The sequence below is a fragment of the Streptomyces sp. CA-278952 genome, assembly GCF_028747205.1.
In the GTDB taxonomy this organism is placed as follows: domain Bacteria; phylum Actinomycetota; class Actinomycetes; order Streptomycetales; family Streptomycetaceae; genus Streptomyces.
Window position 1 is genome coordinate 8,124,154 of record NZ_CP112880.1, and the last position, 20,247, is coordinate 8,144,400.

17 protein-coding genes and 1 pseudogene are annotated in these 20,247 nt (G+C 69.4%); 7 read left to right on the forward strand and 11 right to left on the reverse strand.

Annotation, left to right across the window (positions count from 1 at the left end):
• Nucleotides 1-83 precede the first annotated feature (83 nt).
• The gene (locus tag N7925_RS35630) at nt 84-1,127 is read left to right on the forward strand and encodes a saccharopine dehydrogenase family protein (protein ID WP_274346338.1); all 1,044 of its coding nucleotides are present in this window, start codon (nt 84-86) and stop codon (nt 1,125-1,127) included.
• A gap of 97 nt (nt 1,128-1,224) precedes the next feature.
• Here N7925_RS35630 and N7925_RS35635 read toward each other — a convergent pair whose 3' ends face one another.
• From N7925_RS35635 to N7925_RS35650, 4 genes and pseudogenes are all read right to left on the reverse strand, one after another.
• Nucleotides 1,225-1,797, reverse strand: a complete 573-nt coding sequence (locus tag N7925_RS35635) for a sigma factor (RefSeq protein WP_274346340.1) — start codon at nt 1,795-1,797, stop codon at nt 1,225-1,227.
• Between the two features lie 763 nt (nt 1,798-2,560).
• Nucleotides 2,561-2,980 carry a hypothetical protein gene (locus N7925_RS35640; protein WP_274346341.1) on the reverse strand — a complete coding sequence of 140 codons (420 nt, stop codon included), beginning with the start codon at nt 2,978-2,980 and terminating at the stop codon, nt 2,561-2,563.
• 581 nt (nt 2,981-3,561) lie between these two features.
• Nucleotides 3,562-4,119, reverse strand: a complete 558-nt coding sequence (tpg, locus tag N7925_RS35645; RefSeq protein ID WP_274346342.1) for a telomere-protecting terminal protein Tpg — start codon at nt 4,117-4,119, stop codon at nt 3,562-3,564.
• A 15-nt stretch (nt 4,120-4,134) separates the two neighbouring features.
• Nucleotides 4,135-5,127 (reverse strand): annotated as a pseudogene (locus N7925_RS35650) (telomere-associated protein Tap); the annotation flags it as partial.
• A gap of 260 nt (nt 5,128-5,387) precedes the next feature.
• Here N7925_RS35650 and N7925_RS35655 point away from each other — a divergent pair.
• On the forward strand, nt 5,388-5,651 hold the full coding sequence (locus tag N7925_RS35655) for a hypothetical protein (RefSeq protein WP_274346343.1): 264 nt from the start codon (nt 5,388-5,390) through the stop codon (nt 5,649-5,651).
• A 237-nt stretch (nt 5,652-5,888) separates the two neighbouring features.
• The gene (locus tag N7925_RS35660; RefSeq protein WP_274346344.1) at nt 5,889-6,095 is read left to right on the forward strand and encodes a hypothetical protein; all 207 of its coding nucleotides are present in this window, start codon (nt 5,889-5,891) and stop codon (nt 6,093-6,095) included.
• 1,215 nt (nt 6,096-7,310) lie between these two features.
• On the opposite strand, the gene N7925_RS35665 is transcribed toward N7925_RS35660, so the two are convergent.
• Entirely contained in the window at nt 7,311-8,126 is an 816-nt protein-coding gene (locus N7925_RS35665; RefSeq protein ID WP_265603646.1) for a hypothetical protein, read from the reverse strand.
• A 464-nt stretch (nt 8,127-8,590) separates the two neighbouring features.
• On the reverse strand, nt 8,591-8,767 hold the full coding sequence (locus N7925_RS35670) for a hypothetical protein (RefSeq protein WP_265603647.1): 177 nt from the start codon (nt 8,765-8,767) through the stop codon (nt 8,591-8,593).
• Nucleotides 8,768-9,263: 496 nt separating this feature from the next.
• On the opposite strand from N7925_RS35670, the gene N7925_RS35675 reads away from it, so the two are divergent.
• The 3 genes from N7925_RS35675 to N7925_RS35680 all read left to right on the forward strand — a co-directional run bounded on the left by N7925_RS35675 (nt 9,264) and on the right by N7925_RS35680 (nt 13,400).
• Nucleotides 9,264-9,578, forward strand: a complete 315-nt coding sequence (locus N7925_RS35675) for a hypothetical protein (RefSeq protein WP_274346345.1) — start codon at nt 9,264-9,266, stop codon at nt 9,576-9,578.
• 56 nt (nt 9,579-9,634) lie between these two features.
• Nucleotides 9,635-10,033: a tail fiber domain-containing protein gene (locus N7925_RS36120; protein WP_331618216.1), complete on the forward strand. Its 399-nt coding sequence runs from the start codon at nt 9,635-9,637 to the stop codon at nt 10,031-10,033.
• A gap of 2,737 nt (nt 10,034-12,770) precedes the next feature.
• A complete protein-coding gene (locus tag N7925_RS35680; RefSeq protein ID WP_274346346.1) occupies nt 12,771-13,400 on the forward strand; it encodes a class I SAM-dependent methyltransferase in 630 nt (209 codons plus the stop codon).
• Nucleotides 13,401-13,440: 40 nt separating this feature from the next.
• Here N7925_RS35680 and N7925_RS35685 read toward each other — a convergent pair whose 3' ends face one another.
• The 5 genes from N7925_RS35685 to N7925_RS35705 all read right to left on the reverse strand — a co-directional run bounded on the left by N7925_RS35685 (nt 13,441) and on the right by N7925_RS35705 (nt 19,387).
• Entirely contained in the window at nt 13,441-13,584 is a 144-nt protein-coding gene (locus N7925_RS35685) for a hypothetical protein (RefSeq protein ID WP_274346347.1), read from the reverse strand.
• 252 nt (nt 13,585-13,836) lie between these two features.
• On the reverse strand, nt 13,837-15,918 hold the full coding sequence (locus N7925_RS35690; protein ID WP_274346348.1) for a hypothetical protein: 2,082 nt from the start codon (nt 15,916-15,918) through the stop codon (nt 13,837-13,839).
• A 76-nt stretch (nt 15,919-15,994) separates the two neighbouring features.
• Nucleotides 15,995-17,521 carry a hypothetical protein gene (locus N7925_RS35695; RefSeq protein WP_274346349.1) on the reverse strand — a complete coding sequence of 509 codons (1,527 nt, stop codon included), beginning with the start codon at nt 17,519-17,521 and terminating at the stop codon, nt 15,995-15,997.
• 338 nt (nt 17,522-17,859) lie between these two features.
• Entirely contained in the window at nt 17,860-18,783 is a 924-nt protein-coding gene (locus tag N7925_RS35700) for a hypothetical protein (protein WP_274346350.1), read from the reverse strand.
• A gap of 382 nt (nt 18,784-19,165) precedes the next feature.
• Nucleotides 19,166-19,387, reverse strand: a complete 222-nt coding sequence (locus N7925_RS35705; RefSeq protein ID WP_274346351.1) for a hypothetical protein — start codon at nt 19,385-19,387, stop codon at nt 19,166-19,168.
• Between the two features lie 375 nt (nt 19,388-19,762).
• Here N7925_RS35705 and N7925_RS35710 point away from each other — a divergent pair, with 375 nt between their 5' ends.
• On the forward strand, nt 19,763-20,167 hold the full coding sequence (locus N7925_RS35710) for an ATP-binding protein (RefSeq protein ID WP_274346352.1): 405 nt from the start codon (nt 19,763-19,765) through the stop codon (nt 20,165-20,167).
• Nucleotides 20,168-20,247: the final 80 nt, after the last annotated feature.

Here is a 20,247-nt window from a genome sequence, read left to right on the forward strand (position 1 = left end):
CGCTGCTGGAGGGACAGGATGTGGATGTCAGGCCGCAGCGGATCGACCTCGCAGCGGACGTTCGAGTACACGGGAGCGGTCTCATGGGTTCAGGTCAGCTGGTGACGGTGTTCGGCGCCTACGGTCACACCGGGCGGTTCGTGGTCGCGGAGCTGGCCGCGCGTGGGTTCGTCCCGGTGTTGTCCGGGCGCAACGCGCAGACCCTGGAGGAGCTGGTCCACGAGCACGGGCTGGAGGCCCGGGTGGCGTCGGTCGACGACCCAGCCTCGCTGGACCGGGCCCTGGCGGGAATGGCGGCGGTCATCAACTGCGCCGGCCCTTTCGCCTCGACCACCGGCCCCGTGATCGAGGCCGCGCTCCGCGCGAAGATTCCCTACCTGGACGTGGCCGCCGAGCTCGAGGCCAACCTCGACACCTTCGCCCACTACCGCGAGCGGGCCCGGGAGGCGGGGGCGGTGATCGTCCCGGCCATGGCCTTCTTCGGCGGCCTCGGCGACCTGCTGACCACCGCGGCGATGGGTGACTGGACCAAGGCCGACGAGGCACACATCGCCTATGCGCTCAGCAACTGGCACCCCACGGTCGGTACCCGGCTCTCGGGCGCGGTCTCCCGCGAGCGACGCGGCAACCACCGCCTGCGGTACAGCGGCGGACGGTTGGAGCAGCGCACCGACGCCGCACCCACCCTGGAGTGGACCTTCCCGCAACCGATGGGGCCCCGGCCGGTGATCGGGGAGTTCACGATGGCGGACGTCGTCACCGTCCCCCAGCACCTCTCCATCCTCGACGTGACCACCTACATGACCGTCGAGGCTGCCCGAGACGTCGCAGCCCCCCGCACGCCGGCCCCGACCGCCACCGACGAGAGCGGGCGCTCGAACCAGACCTTCCTCGTCGACGCCGTCGTCCGCTCCGGCGGAGCCGAACGCCGGGCCACGGCCGGTGGCCAGGACATCTACGCCGTCACCGCCCCCCTCGTCGTAGAGGCCCTTGAGCGCGTACTGACCGGCCGCACCAAGACCGTCGGCGTCGTCTCCGCCGGCGAGATCTTCGACGCCCCCGACTTCCTGCACGCACTCGACCCGCACATCACACTCGACCTGCACCCGCAGGAGCAGAACACCTGACCCGAGCCATCCGTCCGGCCGTCGGGGGCGCGTCCTCAGCGAGCCGTGACGACATGGGCGTCGGCAGACACCCCCGGCCACGGGCCTGCACCCGCCGTCACTGACCAGGAGTCGGCAATGGCACCCCGTCTGACCGCTGCGGAGCGAGCCGCGTAAAAGGAAATCCTCCTGTGCACCCCGGCTTCGGTGGCCCCTGCGAGGCCGACACGCCTGCCGATGCCGCCCACCGCTGGAGTTCCGCCCGGCCGGTGAGCACCGTCGACTCCGCCTGGGAGAAAAGGTCTGTCAGTTCCTGTTCCTGTTCCTGCTCCGCCTCGCCCGCATCCACCGCCGTGCAGGCCAGAGCGTCCAGGTCCGCGTGGTCCATGAGCACGCTCGCAACTTCCGTCCCCGGCTCCTTGAGCTTGTTGAGCTTCTTGAGCGCCATGTTCCGGGCGATCGTCTTGATGTACGCGACCGGCTGGTCCGACGGGTCGAACTGCGCCCTGCTCACCGCCCGGACAATCGCCTCGCCGGCCACGTCCTCGCGCTCGGCCGCGTTCAGTTGCTTGAAGCCGGTGAGAAAGGCGATGACCTTCTTCACCAGGACGCCGTACCCGTCGGAGCCCAGCTCCATGAGGTGGGCGTGGCCCGGAGTGGACAGGCCCCCATCGTCGCCAGTGTTCTCCACAGCCGGTACTCCTCGGGCTCCGCCCCCGGCGACGACCAGCAGGTCAGCACCGTCCCGTCGGGCGCCTCGCGGCGCAGCACCGCGCCGGGCGGCATACCGCGCACCAGTTCCGGCACGGTGACGGGGCCGGCCGGGGGCGGGTGCTGTCACCGTGCCGGCCGCGCCTGCGCGATGTCCTGGGTCCGGGGCGGTCGAACAGGGCGAGCATGTGGGGAAGCATCTGGAGGACGATCGGGATGAGCTCGTTGAACTCGGGCATCGGGTAGGGGACTTCCTCGGGTCAGGGCCAGCAAGGCAGCTTCACCGGCTCATAGGCCCGCCCACGCCCGTTTCTCAACAACGGCCTCAATCTTTTTTCCTCGCACATCCGCATCTCGCGTGTGGCAGGCCTGTGACCTGGGCTTCTGTGTCCTGAAGTGCCGTAGATTCCTTGCGCCGCCCCGGCGCTTGGGGTGCCCGCCCCTCTGCGTGCCCCTGGTCCGGGACATGGCAACGCTGCGGTTGCGACGTACGTGGCCTCCGGGCGCAGGCCCACCCAGCGGTGCGCGCCGTTGTGTCCGCCGGCAGCCGCGCTCCGGCGGCACTCGGCGTGCCCGGGCCCGGTACCCGCGCTGTTCAGGTCAGGGCGGCCCGGAGGCGGGCGAGGGCCTCGGCGTGGAAGTCGTCGCGGGTGCGGTGCCATTTCAGCTTGCAGTACCACACCGGCCTTCCGGTGGACGGATCATGGAAGTTGACGGTGCATCCGGTCGCGGTGCGGTGGTGATCACATTGGCAGGTGCATATCTTGCGGGTGACCTCCCACCCCAGTCCGCAGGGCTTCTGTGTCAGGAGCCGGATGAGGTCGGGGCAGGGCGGCCCGTCCGTCGTCCGTCTCCAGGCGCAGCCCCCTGCAGCTGGTCCAGACGTCGGTGCTGTTGACCGGCCCGGCACCGGCGGTCGCCCGGATCCGGCGCAGCAGCGAGGACAGGGTGCCGAACTGCTGGGTGGTCTGCGCCTCGTAGGTCGCCTTCTCAACGGATGTCCAGTCCGGCGCCCGCAGTAAAGACCCGTACAGGCCCTCGCTCTTCGCAGCGATCCGCTCCCACCTGCCGGGGTGGAATCCGCGCAGGAGGATCGCCGCCCCCAGACCCGGCCGGTACAGCCGGACCCCGCCGGGTACGCGGGCACTGTGCAGCCCGGGCACACCGCCGACCCGGTCGCGCGGGTCCGGGCCGGCGTCTTGACGTCACTGACCCGGGGATACAGGAAGTCGACCCAGTGCCCCAGGACCAGCGGCTCGTCGACGAGCCGGAGGGTGAGCGCGTCCTCCTGAGACCACACGCGGACGATGCCCAGCGGATGACTGCTGAGACCGCCCATCGCGCAGATCCGCCGCAGGACCTCGGCCTCCAGACGGGCCTGCTCGCCTTCACGCGCAGCCGGGATGGACAGCCCCTGGCCCGAACCGGGCAGCAACGGGAACAGAGCCTGGTGGTATTCACCGGTGCTCTGCCGCCGGTCGGCGGTGAGCTGGAGAGCGGTCGCAGGGTTCACAGGTCTTGCGCGCAGAACCGGCCCCCGGGCGGCACGCGCTGTGAAGACAGGGACGGTGCGGCAGGTGCGGTGAGACTTCTGGCCGGTCCTCTTGCGACGGATGCAGCGGGGGCGTCGTCCGTCGCGCGGCCGGGCGTTCACAGGGCCCGGCCGCCATGAAAGCGTCCGGCCGATCTGCCGTCAATCAGGCGCGCGGGCACACCCCCACCCCGCCGGAAGCACCTTCTTCGCCTACAGCCGGAACTGGAGGTCGAGGAGGTCGGTGAGTTCGACTTCGAGGCCGTGGGCGCGGCGTCCGTTGTCGCGGAAGTAGGTTTCGCCGAGGGCTTCGGCGGTGAGTTGGAGCAGCCGGTCCTCGGTCATTCCGGTGGCTTGGGCGTCGAGGAGGCGGGCGGCGTGGTGGGGTGGGAGGGCGAGGGTGAGGTGGCGGATGCGGGACTGGTCGGTGGAGCCGGCGGCGGCGGTGTACCCGAACCGGGCCTGGACGTCGATCATGATGCCGTCGGTGGTGGCCGCCTTCTGCCTCGCCCGGGCCCTGACCTGCGGCTGCCACCGCGTGCGGACCTCCCCCTCCAGCCGGGCAGCCAGCTGCGGGCGGGGATGCTTGATCTGGTCCTTCACATACCGCTCCACCGTGCGCCGGCTGATGCCGAGCAGGTCGGCGACCTGCTGAGTGCTGCCCTTGTGCCGGCGCACCAGGTAACGCACCTGGGCTCCGGCGGACTTGGGCACCGGGCGTGTGAACGCCCCCTGCACGGCCCGGCCGAGCTCTTCCTCAACGGTGACCATCTACCGCCACGCTCCCTATTCCCCGGTGTCCCGGCCGGTGACCTCACCGGTCTTGATGTAGCGGGCGAGGTTGGCGACCTTGCCTTCCGCGCCGAGCTGTTCCAGCACCCCGACACCCCACAGCACGTCCTGGGTGCCCTCGTGCTTGACCATGCCGGGGGAGACCCCGAGGCGGAACGAGCCGGGCACGGTCTTGCCGTCCTGGTCGTAGGGCAGGACGGCCAGTGGGCTGGGGCCGTCGGCGGTGTAGACGGCGCAGTCGGAGAGGACCGCGACGGGGTAGCGGCCGGTGGCGGCGGCGAGGGCGAGCATCTTGCGGTGCATGTTGATCCGGGCTCGGGAGATGACGGTGGCCCGGATGTCGGGGCGCCACGTCGGCCGGGCCAGCGCGGGCCACGCCTGCCCCGGCACCCAGTTTCCGCCGCGGGCCTTCTCCTGCAGCTTGCCGATGCCGCCCTTGACGGTCATCTTCACCGCGTCCAGCACGATCCCCAGCTCAGGATCCCGCCCCTTGTGACCGTCCATCGCCTTCAGGAACTCGCCGGGGGTCAGCTTCTCCGCCACCTTGAGGTCGGCCATCGTCGCGACGTAGGCGTCGCGCAGCCGCTTGTACCAGCCGTCAAGGAACCGCCCGCTCCGAGGACGCACCCACGCCTGGAGGGGGGTGACGTCGTAGCCGAGCTCGACGGCGTACGCCACGGTCGGCGTCGCGTACCAGGCCGGGCCCTCAGGCCGTGCGCCGGTCGGGGTGAACGGACTGGGCAGCAGGTCGCCCTCAAGGTCGCGCCACTGCTTGGCGACCTTCACCCGGTGCAGGTCGACGTGGGAGAGGTCCACCAGCCACGAGCCGGGCGCCGCCGGGTCGAAGACCGGGTGGGTGACGTGCTCGGGCGGTGAGTCCAGGCCGACGACGGCGCCGTTGGCGGCCGCGCCGAACGCCAGGTTCACATCGACACCCACCAGGTGGCGCTGCATGCACTCCGCGTCGGTGAGGTCCCGCGCCCAGTCGCGGGGTGCTCGGCCTGCTCGGCAGTCACGCCGGCGGCGCGGGCGTGCGTCATCGCCGAGCTCTCGTCACCGAGGTCATGGCAGGCCTTGGCCATGTGTCAGGACAGCAACGTGGCCAGGATGTGTGCTGGCGGGGGATGCGAAGGTGTCCTTCGCGCTGGGCGTACTGGGCGATCGCGGCAATGCCCCGCTCGAACGCTCCGGCCCCCTTCCCGGCCGGGGCGCTCTCGGTCCGGGCTTGAGTCCGAGTGCTTCCAGGCGTGTGTGCTGCTCGGGGTCCCGCGACGCCCGCGCAGATCGCCACCTTTCTGCCGCGGATCATCGAGGTAGTACGGCGCATCCAGGCCGGCCTGAACGCTGAGGGCGCAAAGATCGTTTTGGTGGGCGACGGCGGCACCCCGCCCGGGGTCGCGGGCTGGGTCGCCCCCAGCGTGACCGACGTGTACAACCGCGTGTTCAATTCCAATCAGCAGAAGAGCGAGGACCTTCCGACCATGGACATGGGCCGGACTGGCGGTTGGTGAGCTGGCGCAGGGCACGGAAGAGGGTGAGGGTTCGGTGATCAGGCCGATGGGGTCGATGGCGTCGCGCAGGGTGGCGGTGTCGAACGCTGCGTCCTCGATCAGCGGGGGCCAGTGGGTGCGGGTGTGGTCGATGACCTTGTTCCGTTTGATGGTCCAGGCATAGGCGGCCGGTACGGAACAGCTTTTGTCGGCAGGCCACCCATAATTGGTCTGTACCTGTCGGGGCAGAAGAGCGGCATGAGCGACAACACCATCTCGATAACAGTCGAACTGCACGGCGGACCAGTGGATGGGCAGACCACCTCCGTGACCCTCACGGATGAGGATCCCTGGGTCGCGCTTCCCAACGACGGCTGCACCTTCCCGGGCGGCAGCAGCATCTATGCGCCCGACACCAACGGCCGTTGGGTGTGGCAGGACGACCAGCCAGCCGATACTCCGTGACGCCGCCCGTATCCCCCCGGCACCACGGCAGCACCCGGAGGAAAAGTGGTGAACCGCATTCGCATGACAGCTGCGTGGCTGGCTGACCTCGCGGCAGCTTTGCTGTGCAGGGAAGAGGAGGTAATCCTCGGAGTCCTTCAGCAACCTGACTATCCCGCGCTCGTGTCATGTCCGATCTGTGACGAGCGCCCGGAAAGCGTCGTGTCATGTGTCGAGGACCCCACTATCGACGGGCGCTCGGTGGTTCTCGTGGACTTCAAGCCCTGTCGGCATGGCATTTGGGTGCCCACCGACGAATAGCGGACCGCCTGAGCGCTCGACCATGGCGTGTACCAACTCGGGGCCCAGAGCGACCAGGCCCCTGCGTAGCACACAGCGCGTCGGCAGCCGACTAAAAGGCGCGCAGAGCGTCGGGGGAGTCGGAGCCTGCGGGGGCGTTCAGCCGGAACCAGGCGGCAGCAGACACGCCTTCACAGGGAGCAGCCACCCCCGCGCCTCGCCCTGGACCGCCCTGGGTAGATCCTCCGCCTCACGGCGTCGGCGGGTCGTCGTACGACTCACACCGCACGCGGCGGCAGCCTCCCGCCGGGTCAGCATCGGACGCGTCATCCCCTATCCTCCCCCCCCGGCCAGCACCGACTGCCGTGCCCGCCGGTCCGGTCGGGTGACCCGCATGGGTCATCCGGTGGTGGTGGGGCCGGTACTGAGCGGGCGTCACCCGACCGGACGGAGCAGCTGCGCCTGGTGGATCCGCCGCCGAGTGACCTGACCAGGCAGCAGGTCCGGAGCGCTACGCCAGACCGCTGAAGCAGGTGCGAGGGACAGCCGGGATCCGGCTGCCCCTCGCGGTGTTCCACAACGTCACCTGGAACCGGACACGAGGCCGCCAGCCTTGGCAGGACCGGATCAGACACACGCACTCACCAGGACACCTCCGCGCCGGCCCACTGCCGAGCTGCGTAGGCGCCAGCTACGCATCAAAGCCCGGCCACGACCTCGGTCGCCGGGGCCCGCCGAATGGCAGTCACACCCACGCACAGCAGAAACCCCACGCCCACCCCGCTGCACACCCATCCGAGAGAAGTGCAGATAAGCACGCACAGCTGGACGCAGCGCCGCCGCGAGCCCTCGGGCTCGCGGTAATCGCCTCCGCCTGCTCCCGCAGGTCCACGGCGGTGAACCCGAGCAGCGCCTCGGCTGATCAATGAGCCGGCGCTACTGCGGGTTGCCGTTGGCTTCCAAATGGGCGCTCATCTCCGCATGGGCACGCTGGGACTGAAGGTTGGCCGGATCGTGGTTGAGCCGGAGGTAGTCGTAGAGAACTTGTACGCATTCGTCCCGGGTGGAGTAGGGCGCGTCGGAGGTCAGGCCAAGGCTCTTGGTGATCTCCATCAGCTCTCCGTCGGCCGCGGTGTACACCGGGTGCCAGATGAGACGCACCGCAGGGTTGAGCGCCATGACCACGCGCAGCTGCGGGACCTCTTGCGCGATGAGGACGCTGTCGGGGTTGTACGCCCGCAGGAAGATGTGGACGGGGCCGCGTGCGCGGTTCACGAAGGCCTTGGACAGGACATTCCACATCGGCGTCTTGAGCATCCAGTCCGAGGTCAGGGTCAGCTTGTCGACCACGCCACCGAAGGGAGTGGTCTCCAGGGGAGTGTGGCCCCTGGAGCGGGCGTAGTCGCTGGTCACCCTGCCGCCCGACCAGAGAGCCAGCGTCGGTGTGTCGATCTCCAAGTAATCGCCGACGAGCTCCACCAGCTCCTGGTACCAGCTGTTTGACGCACGGTGATCGCGTTGCTTCTGGCGATCGGTGTGCTCAGCCATGGCTTCGTCGTTGAGCTGTCCCTGTTCGGCGATGCCACCGAGGACGAGCTGCCAGGCGGCGTCCGTGACGTCGTTGGGGAAGCCTGCCTGAGCCATCATGTCGCAGAAACTGCCCCACTCGCCGTGTCCGGTGGGATCGGCGGCGTGCCGCCGCGCCTCCTCCCTGACCTCGGGATTCTCCTGGCGCTGTACCCAACGCGTCACCGCTGCGTTGCCCACCGTCCGCTGGAGAGCAGCAAGTTCGGCGGGGCGCGATACCTGCCTGGCGGCGTGCTCCGGCGCCTCGCTCTCTGCCCGCCTCCTCGGCACCGTCGCAGTTGTCGGTGGTACCGAGGGTGTCCGTATCTGCCGCACGCTCGTCGTTCCTCCGGGTCGTTGTTCGGACCGAGGGGCCCGATGACCCGAGGTTAGAGCCTCGCAAGGCCGGGGCCGTGCTGCTGGTCGTTCAGCCGGACAGACCAGCTGTGTTCGCGAACTCCTGTACATCCGGCCTTATCGGCGATGGCCGGAGGCCTGAGTGATGGGCTGCGCGCCACGTTCAACACGGTGCTCGCTGCGATCCATACACCGACGGCCTCACCTGTCGCCCCGACGCCCGCATCGCCGACCATGTCCCCGCACCCCTTGAAGAACGTGGAGTGCGGGGCAGGCCCGTTGCCGTTCGCTCTCTACTTCTGGCGCGTGGCCCGCACGGGGAGACGGAGCACCGCCCTGCCCTTCCACCAGATCCGTCGTGCGGTCGAGGTGGAGGTGGAGTAGCTGACCGGGTGGCCGTGCTCTTCGCCGTTCAGCGGGTCCAGGGACCGGCCCTCACGGGGGTAGCGTTCCTCGGGAGCCAGGGCCATGTCTCTTCCTACGGAGCGGTGAAAAGGTTCGCCACCGGCGGCGGCTCCAGCTGTCCTGCGCTGACGCGGACGAGGTACCGAGGCTGAAGGCTGTTGCCACCGTGCAGGTGACGGCGGCTATGGACATGGTTGATCGCGAAGCTCGCATGTGTATTCCTTCTCGTCATGTGCCCTAACTCCCGGACACGCCGGCATCGTTGAGCCGCAGCGAGGCTTCTCCAGTCTACTTGTGGGAGCAGACTGGATTTCGCCCCGCCCAGCAGGTGCACGATCACGCTCTGATCCGATACTCGGGAACTACGAGGAGGAAACGGCCAATATGGTCGCGCCCGTTGTCCTGGTCCGCGGCGCCAGCAACCGGCCGGGCGCCTCGTGGCGTACGCGCCTCGCGCGCGCGGGGCCCGGAGAAAGCGTGGAATTCTACGTGCCCTCTGGGGGCCTTAGGCCGTTAGGGGTGGCGCGGACGCACTTGGCGTCCCGAACGAAGGGATGTTTGATGTCGACGAAGCGCGTTGCCCGCCGCCTGCTGGTACTGACAGCCACGGCGGCCACTGGCACGGTTGCGTTGAGCGGTCCGGCCGTCGCGAGCACGAACATCCTGGCGGTCGGCAACGCCGCATACGACACCACGATGATCAACAAAGACCGTGAGGTCACGGCGGTTGGCGTGACGACTTACAGCAGCGGGGTGGGCAGCGGTCTGGCCCAGCTTCCGGTGAACAGCCCGCAGAACCGCGGTGGCGGAGGCAGCCTGCTCTTCTCGGACCATGCACTGAAGACCGACGTCACCGCAGTGGTCTGGGAGCGATGAGCTACCGGCGGTTGAGGAGGTCCCTGGGCAGGATGCGGACGTCGCCCCTGGTCAGGATGCGGCCGCGGCGGAACGCTTCTGCGGCTGGTCTGGCATCCGGTGCTGTGTCGGGTGCGGTATGCGGTAGCGATCCGGTCAATGGCTACCAGGTACTGGAACAGGTGGTGCAGCTACCGGTCAGCACGTGGCGATACCACTGGGACCCACCCCACGTACGCCACCTGGGCCCCATGGCGCAGGACTGGTGGAAAGCGTTCGGAGTCGGTGAGAACGACCGGACGATCTGCTGCACCGACGCCAACGGGGTGGCCATCGTCGCCATCCAGGCACTGCACCGGGAACTGACCGAACTACGAGGTGAAGTCGAGGCCCTACGAGCCGAGAGTCCACGACAGGCACACCCGGGGCGTGCACCTGCGCACATGACATCAGAGAAAGCCGCAGACCAAGCGTAGGAATGCCCTGCGTACCAGCCGGACCGGCCAGGGATGCCGACTCGGCAGCACCGGTGCCAACTGATCCGAAGGTGCCGTCGTCCGCCACCTCCCCCGGCTTTCCGGAGGCGGGCGGAACGAGTATCGCGACAGTCGGACGGGCCTGCTGGATACTGACGAAGGATGGCTCGAACGCACCTGAGCTCGACCACGGTCCGCGGTACGCCAATCCGGTGTACGAGAGCGATCGGTTTCGGATGAGCGGGAATCCGCTCCCATTTCCTGTACATCACCAGCGCGGCGTCGCTCAGCGATCCTCGCGTCGGACCCGTCGCCGACCGCGGCGTGGTGGGCGAGGCGGCGCAGGCCGTCTACGGGAAACCCCTGTTGCGTATCGGGCAGCTCGTCCCGGCCGTGCTGTACGCGCACGTGATGGACCGCCAGGGCATCGCGGCCGCGCCGCCTCGTCCGCGTTCCGGGGGTCGTGCAGCCGGTTCACGGCTATCCGGAAGCAGGGGTCCTTGTGCTCCCGGAAGAACGCCTCGAAGTCCGCGGGGAACTTGATCCGCTGGGGGCTGGGGGCGGGGGTGGGATTCGGGTTCCGGTTCCGGACTGGCCAGTTCGAATCCCCGGCCGAAGGTGTCAGTCACCGGCTGCCCCGCGCGGCTCCTGGGCCTGCGGCCGTGATGCGAGGTGCCGGCGGAAAGCCGCAGCCGTGCCGGCCTGCAGGGCTGCACGTACTACGACGACTTCGAAGTACGCAGTGAGCATCCGGAGCGCGCGAGCCCGGGCGGGCACGGACCGGGTCTGGTGGAGCTTCACGAAGCCTCCTTCATTACGGAGTTCGGACCCCCGGAGGCCGCACCATCGCGACCAAGGGGTGGAACACAGTGTGTCCTCACCCTTACTCACCGAACTCGCACCCCCTCAGAGTTACCTCTGAGACACACGTTCCCCATGGAACGTGCCCGTCCGGTTACTTACGGTTGCCCTCACCTGCACCGTAGCTATTGGCTCGTGATGCACGTCACAGCCCGCGCGCATGACGCGCCACGGCATGTCACCAGCTCATCACCCGCACCCGGGCCGTCGGCACCACGGCCGCACGCGCCGCGACCGCGCGCGTATGGGGGCTGTGCTGGGCATTCTCACGAGGCGCCGACCGTCGTCTCGCCAGGTGCTGAGGAAGCGCTGCTCACAACCCGTTGCCTCAGACACGAGAGCGAGAACGCGATCCGGCGCGGAAGTGAGAGTCAGCACTCGGATAGCCACCTGCTGACGACGCCACGGCTCCGGCATCACAACTGCCGGGGCCGTGACGTTCCGCATCGTAGCCACGCCGTATCCACTCGGACGGCACAGCGGATTCGCGCCGTCGTCATCAGGTGCCGCGAGGGCGGTCGGCACCGTGCTGGACCTCCCGTCGGCACTCGCCGCAGTCCGGCAAGCCGCTCGCGTGCCGCCCTTCCCTCTCCGCCCTCCTGAACCCGCACAGCGACATGGACAGGTCCTCAGTGGGGTCGGTGGCGTGAGAGCCGTGGCCCACAGGACCAGGAGCGCGGCGTCGAACCTGCGCGGCCGCCGCTCACCGCGGCCCGCACACGGGAGACGACGGAGCCGGGCCGCGCGGCAGTCAACTCCCCGCACATACCGCTGCACCTGCCTCTGGACCGCGAGCTGTCCGCAGGACCCAAGATCCGGCCCGGTCTCCGGCCATAACCACCACGATTCCATCGATGGCGGAGCTCCGTGGCTCGGAAGAGCAGCAGGATCCGCGTGGCGGTGGCTTCCTCGTGATAGGGGCGTCACGGTTTCGTCGGACTGCATGCCCCCGAACCGGGTCCGTCCTCCGTGATCAGAAATTGGGGTGGCGGCTGCCGAGGCAACCGCGTTCTCTGCTCCAGAAAGCGGCGGAGGTGCGGTGGCACAGGGGCTTTGGCAACCGGGCTTCTTGGACCATGTTTTGGGAAGCAGGCCACCGCACCGCTGCTGACGTGTATCAACCCGATCTCCGGTGAGCCCCCCATGGGGGGCGCGTTCTGATACTCAGTCGCTTGTTCACAGTTGACGCAACGCATGTCTCACCTCTGCTCCTGGGCCGGGCACCGCGACATCGCGGCTCCTTGGGCCGCCAGCGGCGGCTTGATGTTCCTGAGCACACCTACGCTCCAATGTTCGCCGTGCCGTGGCAACCCGCTACCGAGCAGTTGTCTGGTTACCAGGTCTGCCCAGCCTGGGCTCAACGGTCCGGCTCCCGTGTCGGCGTGTCGGTGGCACGCAGGCGGGCGTCGAAGCGTCGGATGGGGCATAGCTGCGCGACTCCGGGGCGGGCTGCTCCGTCGCTCCAGTCAACGGTCCGCTGGGGAGGGCAGCGCAGGCCGGGACGCCAAGGTCGAGGCGTGGGAGATGATCCGCACCAGCGAGCACGCCGACCGGCCCCGCGGCGTCGACGCCACGAAGTTCGCGCCGCCCCGGGGCTCTTCTCCCCGTTTACCCGCGACCGTTAGGTCTAGACCTTTCTTCGTCGGTGGTGATCTCCTGGGTAGCGGGCGGTGGTTCCGGAGGGCGCGCGGTGGCGCCCTCCGGTTCTCTCGCCTATTTCGAGCTGTTGCTTCCGACTGCAATCGATCATGGTTCATGAGGTTCCGGTACGAACCGTGTCCGGCAACAGGGGGCTCTATCCGCTCCCACGCCGCGTCCGTCACCTCGCCTCGACCTGCCACAAGATCGATTACGGACCGGCTATAGGGTCCTCCCTGTGGCGAATCATCAGGACGAGACCAGGGCGGCCTACGACGGAGTCGTTGAGCTGTACGCATCGCTGTTCGCAGACCGGCTGGAGACGCAGCCGTTCACCCGGGCCATGATCGGCACTTTCGCCGAACTGGTGCGCGCGACGGGCAACCTGCGGGCAGCGGACGTTGGGTGCGGGCCCGGACATCTGACGGCCATGCTGCACGAACTGGGCTTGGACGCCTTCGGACTCGACCTTTCCCGCGGCATGGTCGACCACGCCCGGCGGGCCCATCCGGCGCTTCGCTTCCAGGAGGCGCGGATGGAGTCCTTGCCGATCGAGGACGGTTTGCTCGGCGGCGTACTGGCCCACTACTCAATGATCCACACCCCACCGGGGGAACTGCCTGAGCTGCTCGCCGAGCAGGTCCGCGTCCTGGCGCCGGGTGGCGTGCTCCTGGTCTCCTTCTTCGGGACCGACGGACCGGAGCCGGTCAAGTTCGACCACAAGGTGGCACCTGCCTACAGCTGGCCGGCAGACCACCTCGCCGAACTGCTGGCCGATGCCGGACTCGTTCCCTTCGCGCGGCTGCTCCACGACCCGGCCACCGAACGGGGCTTTCTCGACGCCCACCTGCTGGCCCGCCGCCCATAGGTCCATCCGTCCGGCTGGCTCCATCCGCTCGTCGCGCGCGTCAGGTGGTGCTGGTGGGCAGGCTCCGGACAGGGCTGCGGCGGGTGGTGTCGTCGGTGCGCCGGTCCAGCTCTGTGCGGAGTTCGTGGATGACCTGGGCATAGATGGCGACGTGCTCACGGAGCTGGTCGTTGTCCTCCCGCAATGCGTGGGCGGCGGCTTCGGCGTCGACGGCGCGTGCGTGGAGGTGCTGGAAGGCGGCGGGATGCCGTTCGCCTCGGTCTTTCGGCGGGCGAATTCTTCTTTCAGGTCAACATGCTTGTGCGTCAGGACCCAGCGCTTGACGCCTGCCTCGGCGGCAAGTTGCAGCGTGGTGAGCGCCCCGGTGGACCGGGTCGGACGGCCGTCGAGCAGCCGCTGGATCGCCGCCGTGATGGCGTCGCGTTCGGCATCGCGGTCAGTCATCGTGGAGTTCTCCGCTGTTGGCGTGGGCGGTGACGATGCGCTCCAGGCGGTCGAGCTCGTGCTGTTCGCGGACGTGTCGGAAGGCGGGAGCCAGCGGATCGTCGACGAGCGGCCGTAGCTGCTCGATCTGGACGTGAACCTGTTCGATGTCGCGATCGGTCCGCGCGATGTTTACGCAGTTCGGGCGGCAGTCGTCGAGGTCGGGGGTGCGGCGGGTGCTGTCCTCCTCGCTGCGGAGGCGACAGGCTGCCCGCTTCGGGTCCAGGACGCAGGTCATGCCCTTACCGGGGAAGATCTGCAAGTCGGGGTTGGCGAGCATGGCGTTGGCATGGCGCTTGGTTCGCAGGACTCGGCCGGCGAAACGGGTGGCGGCCTGGACGCGGTATCGATACGTCTCGGCTGCTGGGCCACTGACCAGCTCGCCTTCACGCAGCCTTTGGTGGGCGTCGGCGAGGGTGTCCAGCCGGGCCAGCCAGTCCTCGAACGCCAGGTCGTCGGGGAAGCCCGAGGCGTAGTTTCCGGCGTAGCCGAGGGTCATCTGGACGCGCAGGTGCCCGTACTGGATGGCGGCGGCGACCAGGCCCCGCGGCCGACGGACGATGAACCAGGCCAGAGTGCGGCGCAGGCGCCCGGAGAAGATGACCGGGTAGACCGGGTCGGGCGGGATGCCGTCGCCGCGGCCTCGCTCGGAGCAGTAGGTCTCGACCCAGGCCAGGAACTCGGCGAGGTCGTGGTTGATCCGGGTCTCCGACCGGGAGCCGCCGACGCGGCTGCGCAGCATGGCCGCGCCGTCGCGGCCGTCGGTGAACAGCGTCGCCGGGAACAGCCAGGTGCTCGTGTGCAGCCGCTCCAGGACGGCGACGGCGGTCGCGACGACCTCGGTCACGACCCACGGGTCGGCCCGGATCTCACCCTCGGGCCTCTTGTCCCCGGCATCGTCACGGACGCCTTTCCAGTGTCTTCCGCGCAGGAGGACCAGACCGTTGGCCTGGTCGCGCTCGACGCAGCCGCGTTCGAGGCTGAGGACTTCGCCTGGGCTCATCCCCGACAGGTAGCTGATCACGATGAAGCAGGCTGTGCTCAGGTGCCGGGTCAGTGGACCGGCCTCGGTGTACTCGATGGTCGCGGCGTGCCAGGGCCAGCCGTCCAACCGACCGGTGACCGGCGCGTCCAGGGGCGCGCCTTCGATCACGGGCAGCCGCGCTTCGGCGAAGACGGCGCGGTTGCTGGGGGCGTCCAGCGCACCGCGGGCTGTGTCGAGCACTTTCGCCAGGTGCGAGAGGTTGACCCGGAGCGTGCCGTCATTGTCACGGAAGCCGGGAAGCGGACGTCCCTGCTCGCGGTAGTCAGCCAGCAAGGCCCTCAAGTCGTCGGTCAGTGCACCCTTCGGGCGCCGCGACGGCGGGATGTTCCGACCCCTGCGGCTGCGGCCGCTGCGCTCGCTGAGCACGAGGTGTTCGTCGAACGCCGCGGTGATGTCCGCAGCGAAGGTCTCCACGAACCGCAGGGCCCAGCCCAGCAGCGCCGCCATGGTCTCGGGGTGGATGCGGGGTGTCCGGTTCTCTTCGCGGATGGCGCGCCGCTGCTGGAGGATGTCCTGGATGCGCTCACCGCGCCAGGGCGGTGTTTGCGGCAGCCGGTCGGCCTCGGGCAGCAGGTCCCGGTAGGACCACACCCGGTTCACGATCGAAAGCCGGTCTTCGCGCAGGGCATGGCTGGACTCGGCGGCTTTGACGTGTGCGGCGTAGTCGTCGAGGTCGGCCAAGGACACCTCGCCGAAGCATGTCCGGCCGCGTCCGTGAAGCCAGTCGGTGAACAGCCGGAGGTTGCGGAACGTGGCGGTGATAGTGGGGATCGCTAACGTGCGCGGGCGGAAGTAGAAGGTGGAGACTCCGGCGCTGGAGTGGTTGAGCAGCAACCAGATGAGCGTCTTGACCGTAGGTAGGAACGGTGCGGTGACGGGGCTGAAGTCGATCGAGAACGCGGTGGTGTGGCCCTCGAAGACGGCGGGTGAAAGGCGCCAGCGCTGGTCGGCGAACACCGACAGCGTGCTGGGGTCGGTGCCGGGGCGCAACGGCCGGTGAGCAGCACGAGCGTGTCTGGCTCGGGCAGCGGAGCCGGAGAGATGGCCGGGGCGGTGTCCAGGCGGCTCATGTCAGGTCGAGTCCTCGGGTCAGGAACCGCTCGACCAGGGCGCGCTGCTCGGCGGTGATCTCGGCGCGGGTCGTGGCGATCGTCGCGGTGGGGAAGGCGGTGAGCAGGTCGGCCAGTTGCGCGACGGGCCCAGCGAAACGTTCGGCCCAGCGCAGCGGCGTCATCTCCTGCCTGCGCGCCTCCAGTCCTTCGTGGACGGCGACCAGCACCGGCAGGTGCGACGGAGTCGCGCGGGCGCAGGGGCAGGACAGGCAGAGCAGGAACGAGGCCCGGCAGGGCTCGCCCACAGGGGTGTGCGGGCTGGCCAGGCGGTCGGTGCAGCCTCCCAGCACGGTGTCCAGCTCCCCGGCCAGCAGCTTCTCCAGGATGGCCGGGTCCAGGCCGTGGCGCCGGGCGACGGTCTCGGGCGCGTGGCGGGCTTCGGCGACCTCGGCGGCCGTCAGCACCCGCATGACCTGCGCGGCCCTCACGCCGGCGAGCTGGTCATCCAGCACAGCCGCGACGACCTTCTGATAGTCGGCGAGGTTGCCGCGGTTGCGCGCCAAGTAATCGTTCGCCAGCGTCCGCTCCGTGTGCGCGACCGGCTGCTGATGGCGTTCCAGCCAGCTCATCCGCAGCCGCCGGCTGTCGACCACCAGCCGCATCGGGAGACCGTCCTCGCCGAGTGCGTCGGTGCGCAGGTCCGCGTCACGGCCCCAGATAGCCAGGATCGACTTGGGCAGGCCGGCGCGAAACCCACGACCCCGGTCAACTCCGTTGGAGCAGTGGAAGACCAAGAGCTGGTCCGTCCCCATGTGTGCCCGTGCCGGGCCGACAAGATCGACCAGCAGCGCGTAGAACCCGAACGGCGTGTTCAGGTCGTGCTGCCGGTGGGGGCTGCGGTCCGGGCCGCCGGGCGCGGTGCCGGAGAACGCGGTCGGCATGTGCGCGCGGTCCCGGCCGCGGCGCTGCTTCACCAGGTCCACCACCGCGGTCGCGGTGGCCCCGGTGTGCCCGTCGGCGCGGTGATGCGTCGATGAGGCTGTGGAGATCGTGCTGTAGTTCTGCCCGGTCAGGCAGAGCAGCAGCACCCCGGCCGCGCCGATGTCGGAGTAGGTCAGGTGGAGATCCGCCATCAGTTGGCCAGCCCCGAATGGACGGATGCGGTGGTCGGGCTGCCGACCCCAGCGGGTGTCCTTGCGCGGGACGTCGCCTTGCCGGTCCACGTGGTCCAGCAGTTCGCCGTGCTTCCAGGCGCGCGGTTCGGCTTCGCGGTCGATCCGTCCGGCCCGCCAGCGGGCCAGCAGTTCCCGCCCGGCGAAGATCCGGTCGGCGGCCCGCCGGAGCTGGGTGCGCGCGACGGTGGTGATGCGGTCGAACTCGGCCGTGGTGTAGCTGGCGGCGGGCGTCGAGTTGAGCTCCAGGCCCTTGCGGGCCAGCCGCGCCAGGAAGTCCTGCCCGGCACCGTCGGGTGCGAACCGCAGCACCGAGCGCAGCGTCGGCAGCTCCCGGTTCAGGTTCGGCGTGCCGAGCCTGGCCAGCATGAAGCTCTCCAGGTGTGCGGCTCGAAGCTGCGCCGGACGGACGGGCTGGCGGTTCAGCGAGGCCAGGTGCTGGGCGAAGCGGCGCAGCAGCCCGAAGGCGCTCGTGGCCGAGGAGGTCGTCCGGCGCCGCCCGGCCGGGGCGGGTCGACCCTGCGAACGCGGTCGCCATCCACACCACCAGCTCGCGGGCGACGGGGAAGGCGGCGAAGTCGTAGTCGACCGCCGAGCCGCCGCGCTCGGGAAAGAACCGGACCAGGCACTGCCCGCCTCAAGGAACAATCGTTGCGGCGCTCGGTATCCGGGCTTCGGCAGCGCGGCCGGGCGCCCAGCAGCGCGGGTCATGACGGATGTCCGGCGAGGGGATCGGAGAGCACCTGCGGGTGCGCGGCGAACATCGACGCCATCAGAGCCGACAACGCGACGCCGTGGGCGTGCTCGATCAGCAGCGAGACGTCCAGGTCGCGGAAGGGCTCCAGGTAAATGTCCATCCTGGTGGTCACGTTGGCGTGCCCCAGCAGCGTCTTGACCAGATACCAGGTGTCACCGAACTGGGCGCGGAAGTCGCGTACCTCCTCGGCGTTCAGGTGCGCGACCTGCCGCTCGTAGAGCAGCCGGCCTACCGAGTACCAGCGCAGCGCGAACGAGTGCCGCATCATGTGCGCGTTCGCCTCGAACGAGGTCAGTCCGGCGCGGGCGACCCGCTCGTTGGCGGTGTCGAAGGTGTGCTGCCAGCCGTGTGCCTCGCGCGGCAGGCCGTCCTCGTTCAGCCAGACCGCCAGCGGTTCCAGTCCGGCGGCGGTCCGGCGAAACAGCCGCTTGCGGCCGCTGGGGTCCAGCGAGTCCAGCGATGCGACCAGCTGGTTGCCGTTGGCGTCGCGCATCTCTAACCGCCGGTGGCGCGACATGCGCTCGACCAAAAGCAGCCGCGGCAGCCGCTCGTAGCGGCCGGCACGCTGGGCGCGGCGGACCGCTGCGGCGCGTTCGCCCTCCTCATAGGCCAGCACGTCGGCCAGCACGCGGCGCGGCATCCAGAACCGGCGGCCGCGTCCACCCTTGGCGCAGGCCGCCGCCAGCCGACAGGTGTAGTAGGTGCGGTCCTCATCGTCGGCGGGCAGCTCCAGGCGCAGGACACTGGCCCACTCACTCAGCCGCAGCCCTGTGCCGTAGAGCCCGTCGACGAACGCGGCAGTCGCGCTGGCTGTTGCGCCCGCGCCATCCGTCGACCTCCCGACCGCGCAGGTCCAGCCCCCGCAGCCCGACATCGACCCAGCGGGCGTAGCCGGCCGGGTCCAACCACTTCACGTCCTTGCCCCGCACGAGGTGCGGCCCGGCCTCGAACGACTCTGTACTCGTGCCCGGATCAGGGCCGGGAACCTGCCGCCGGGCCACCGGATCGCTCACTCCAGACCGGAACCCGGCCCAGCGGTAGAACGCGCTGATCGCGACCAGGTCGTCCAGCACCGTCCCGCCGGCCACGCGCCGGACGTTGTCCTCGTCGCTCATCCGCCAGAACTTGAACCCGGCGATGTCCTCCTCGTCGGCGTCGTGCCAGGCCCGGCTGGTCGCGTCGAGGAACCCCAGCCAGACGGCCACCGCGAAGGCGTACTTCCTCCGGGTGCCCGCGCTCGCGTTGCGCATCCGCGCCTAGGCGAAGAACCCATTGACCTCCGGCACCGACCAGCCGTCGGACGGCAGCAGCACCGGCTGTCCCGGCTGCGTGCCGTGCGCGTGCGCCCATTCCGCCAGCGTTGGCAGGCCCGCCAGCACCGGATCGGCCGCGTACCACGAGACCTCCCGCCGTGGGTCGCACCAGTGGACCTGCCAGCGCGCCAACGGACCGACTTCCACCTCAAGTTCATCCATCATCAACGAGTAAACGTACAGCCACCCACAGTCACTGAATTCCCGGCAACATCCGATTGTGGCTAGAGACCTCCTGCGCACGCGTCTTCACCACCACCCCACACCGCGCCGCCCGCCGAAGCAGCCAGCCCCCGCGGCGGCCGCCCACCGCTCCGCACCCGCATCACGACACGGTCCTGGACGAGCGCGCCCACCTCTTCGTCAACAGCCACACCGACATGCTCAACCTCGTGGAGGACTTGGTCGAGCCCTCAGGCGCTCCCGCCGTGACCGGGCCCGGGGCACCGCGGACGTCATCTCCACGCGGGCGGGTAGGAGAACTGGCGGAAGACGACGAACGACACTGGCTCCCCCGATGAACGAATGAGAGGCACCGGCGTGGCCGATTCTGAGATGAGGGCGGTGGGCTGGGCGCAGTCCTTCCCCATGTCCCAAGGGGCGCGGGCCGGGCGTCGCTGGGCGCGGGGACATCTCGACTCGCTGGAATGGGCGCAGAACGCACCCGACTTGGTGGATTCGGTGCTTCTGACCGTGACCGAGCTCATTACGAACGCGCACAAGCACGCTCATAGTGACGCCCAGCTCGTCCTGACCTGGGACAGCACCTGCCTGCACGTCAGCGTTCACGACGCCAGCCCGAACCCGCCGACCCCGGCCGACCGGGGCCTTGACGCGACAGGCGGCCGGGGCCTGGCGATCGTCGAGGCACTGTCCGACAGCTGGGAACACCATCCGCAACGAGACGGAAAGACCGTGACCGCCTGCTTCGTTCCGCCCGGATAGCCCGCGCCGGACCACGCTCTCAGCCCCGACTGCACCACCTGACCAGCAGCCCTCCAACCCCGCACAACGCCAAGACACCG

Coding starts and splice junctions, on each gene's coding strand:
- N7925_RS35630 (WP_274346338.1), top strand. CDS start 84: ATGGGTTCAGGTCAGCTGGTGACGGTGTTCGGCGCCTACGGTCACACC.
- tpg (WP_274346342.1), bottom strand. CDS start 4,119: ATGGTCACCGTTGAGGAAGAGCTCGGCCGGGCCGTGCAGGGGGCGTTC.
- N7925_RS35700 (WP_274346350.1), bottom strand. CDS start 18,783: ATGTCGGGCTGCGGGGGCTGGACCTGCGCGGTCGGGAGGTCGACGGAT.
- N7925_RS35660 (WP_274346344.1), top strand. CDS start 5,889: ATGAGCGACAACACCATCTCGATAACAGTCGAACTGCACGGCGGACCA.
- N7925_RS35695 (WP_274346349.1), bottom strand. CDS start 17,521: ATGCTGGCCAGGCTCGGCACGCCGAACCTGAACCGGGAGCTGCCGACG.
- N7925_RS35705 (WP_274346351.1), bottom strand. CDS start 19,387: ATGATGGATGAACTTGAGGTGGAAGTCGGTCCGTTGGCGCGCTGGCAG.
- N7925_RS35675 (WP_274346345.1), top strand. CDS start 9,264: ATGTCGACGAAGCGCGTTGCCCGCCGCCTGCTGGTACTGACAGCCACG.
- N7925_RS36120 (WP_331618216.1), top strand. CDS start 9,635: ATGCGGCCGCGGCGGAACGCTTCTGCGGCTGGTCTGGCATCCGGTGCT.
- N7925_RS35670 (WP_265603647.1), bottom strand. CDS start 8,767: ATGGCCCTGGCTCCCGAGGAACGCTACCCCCGTGAGGGCCGGTCCCTG.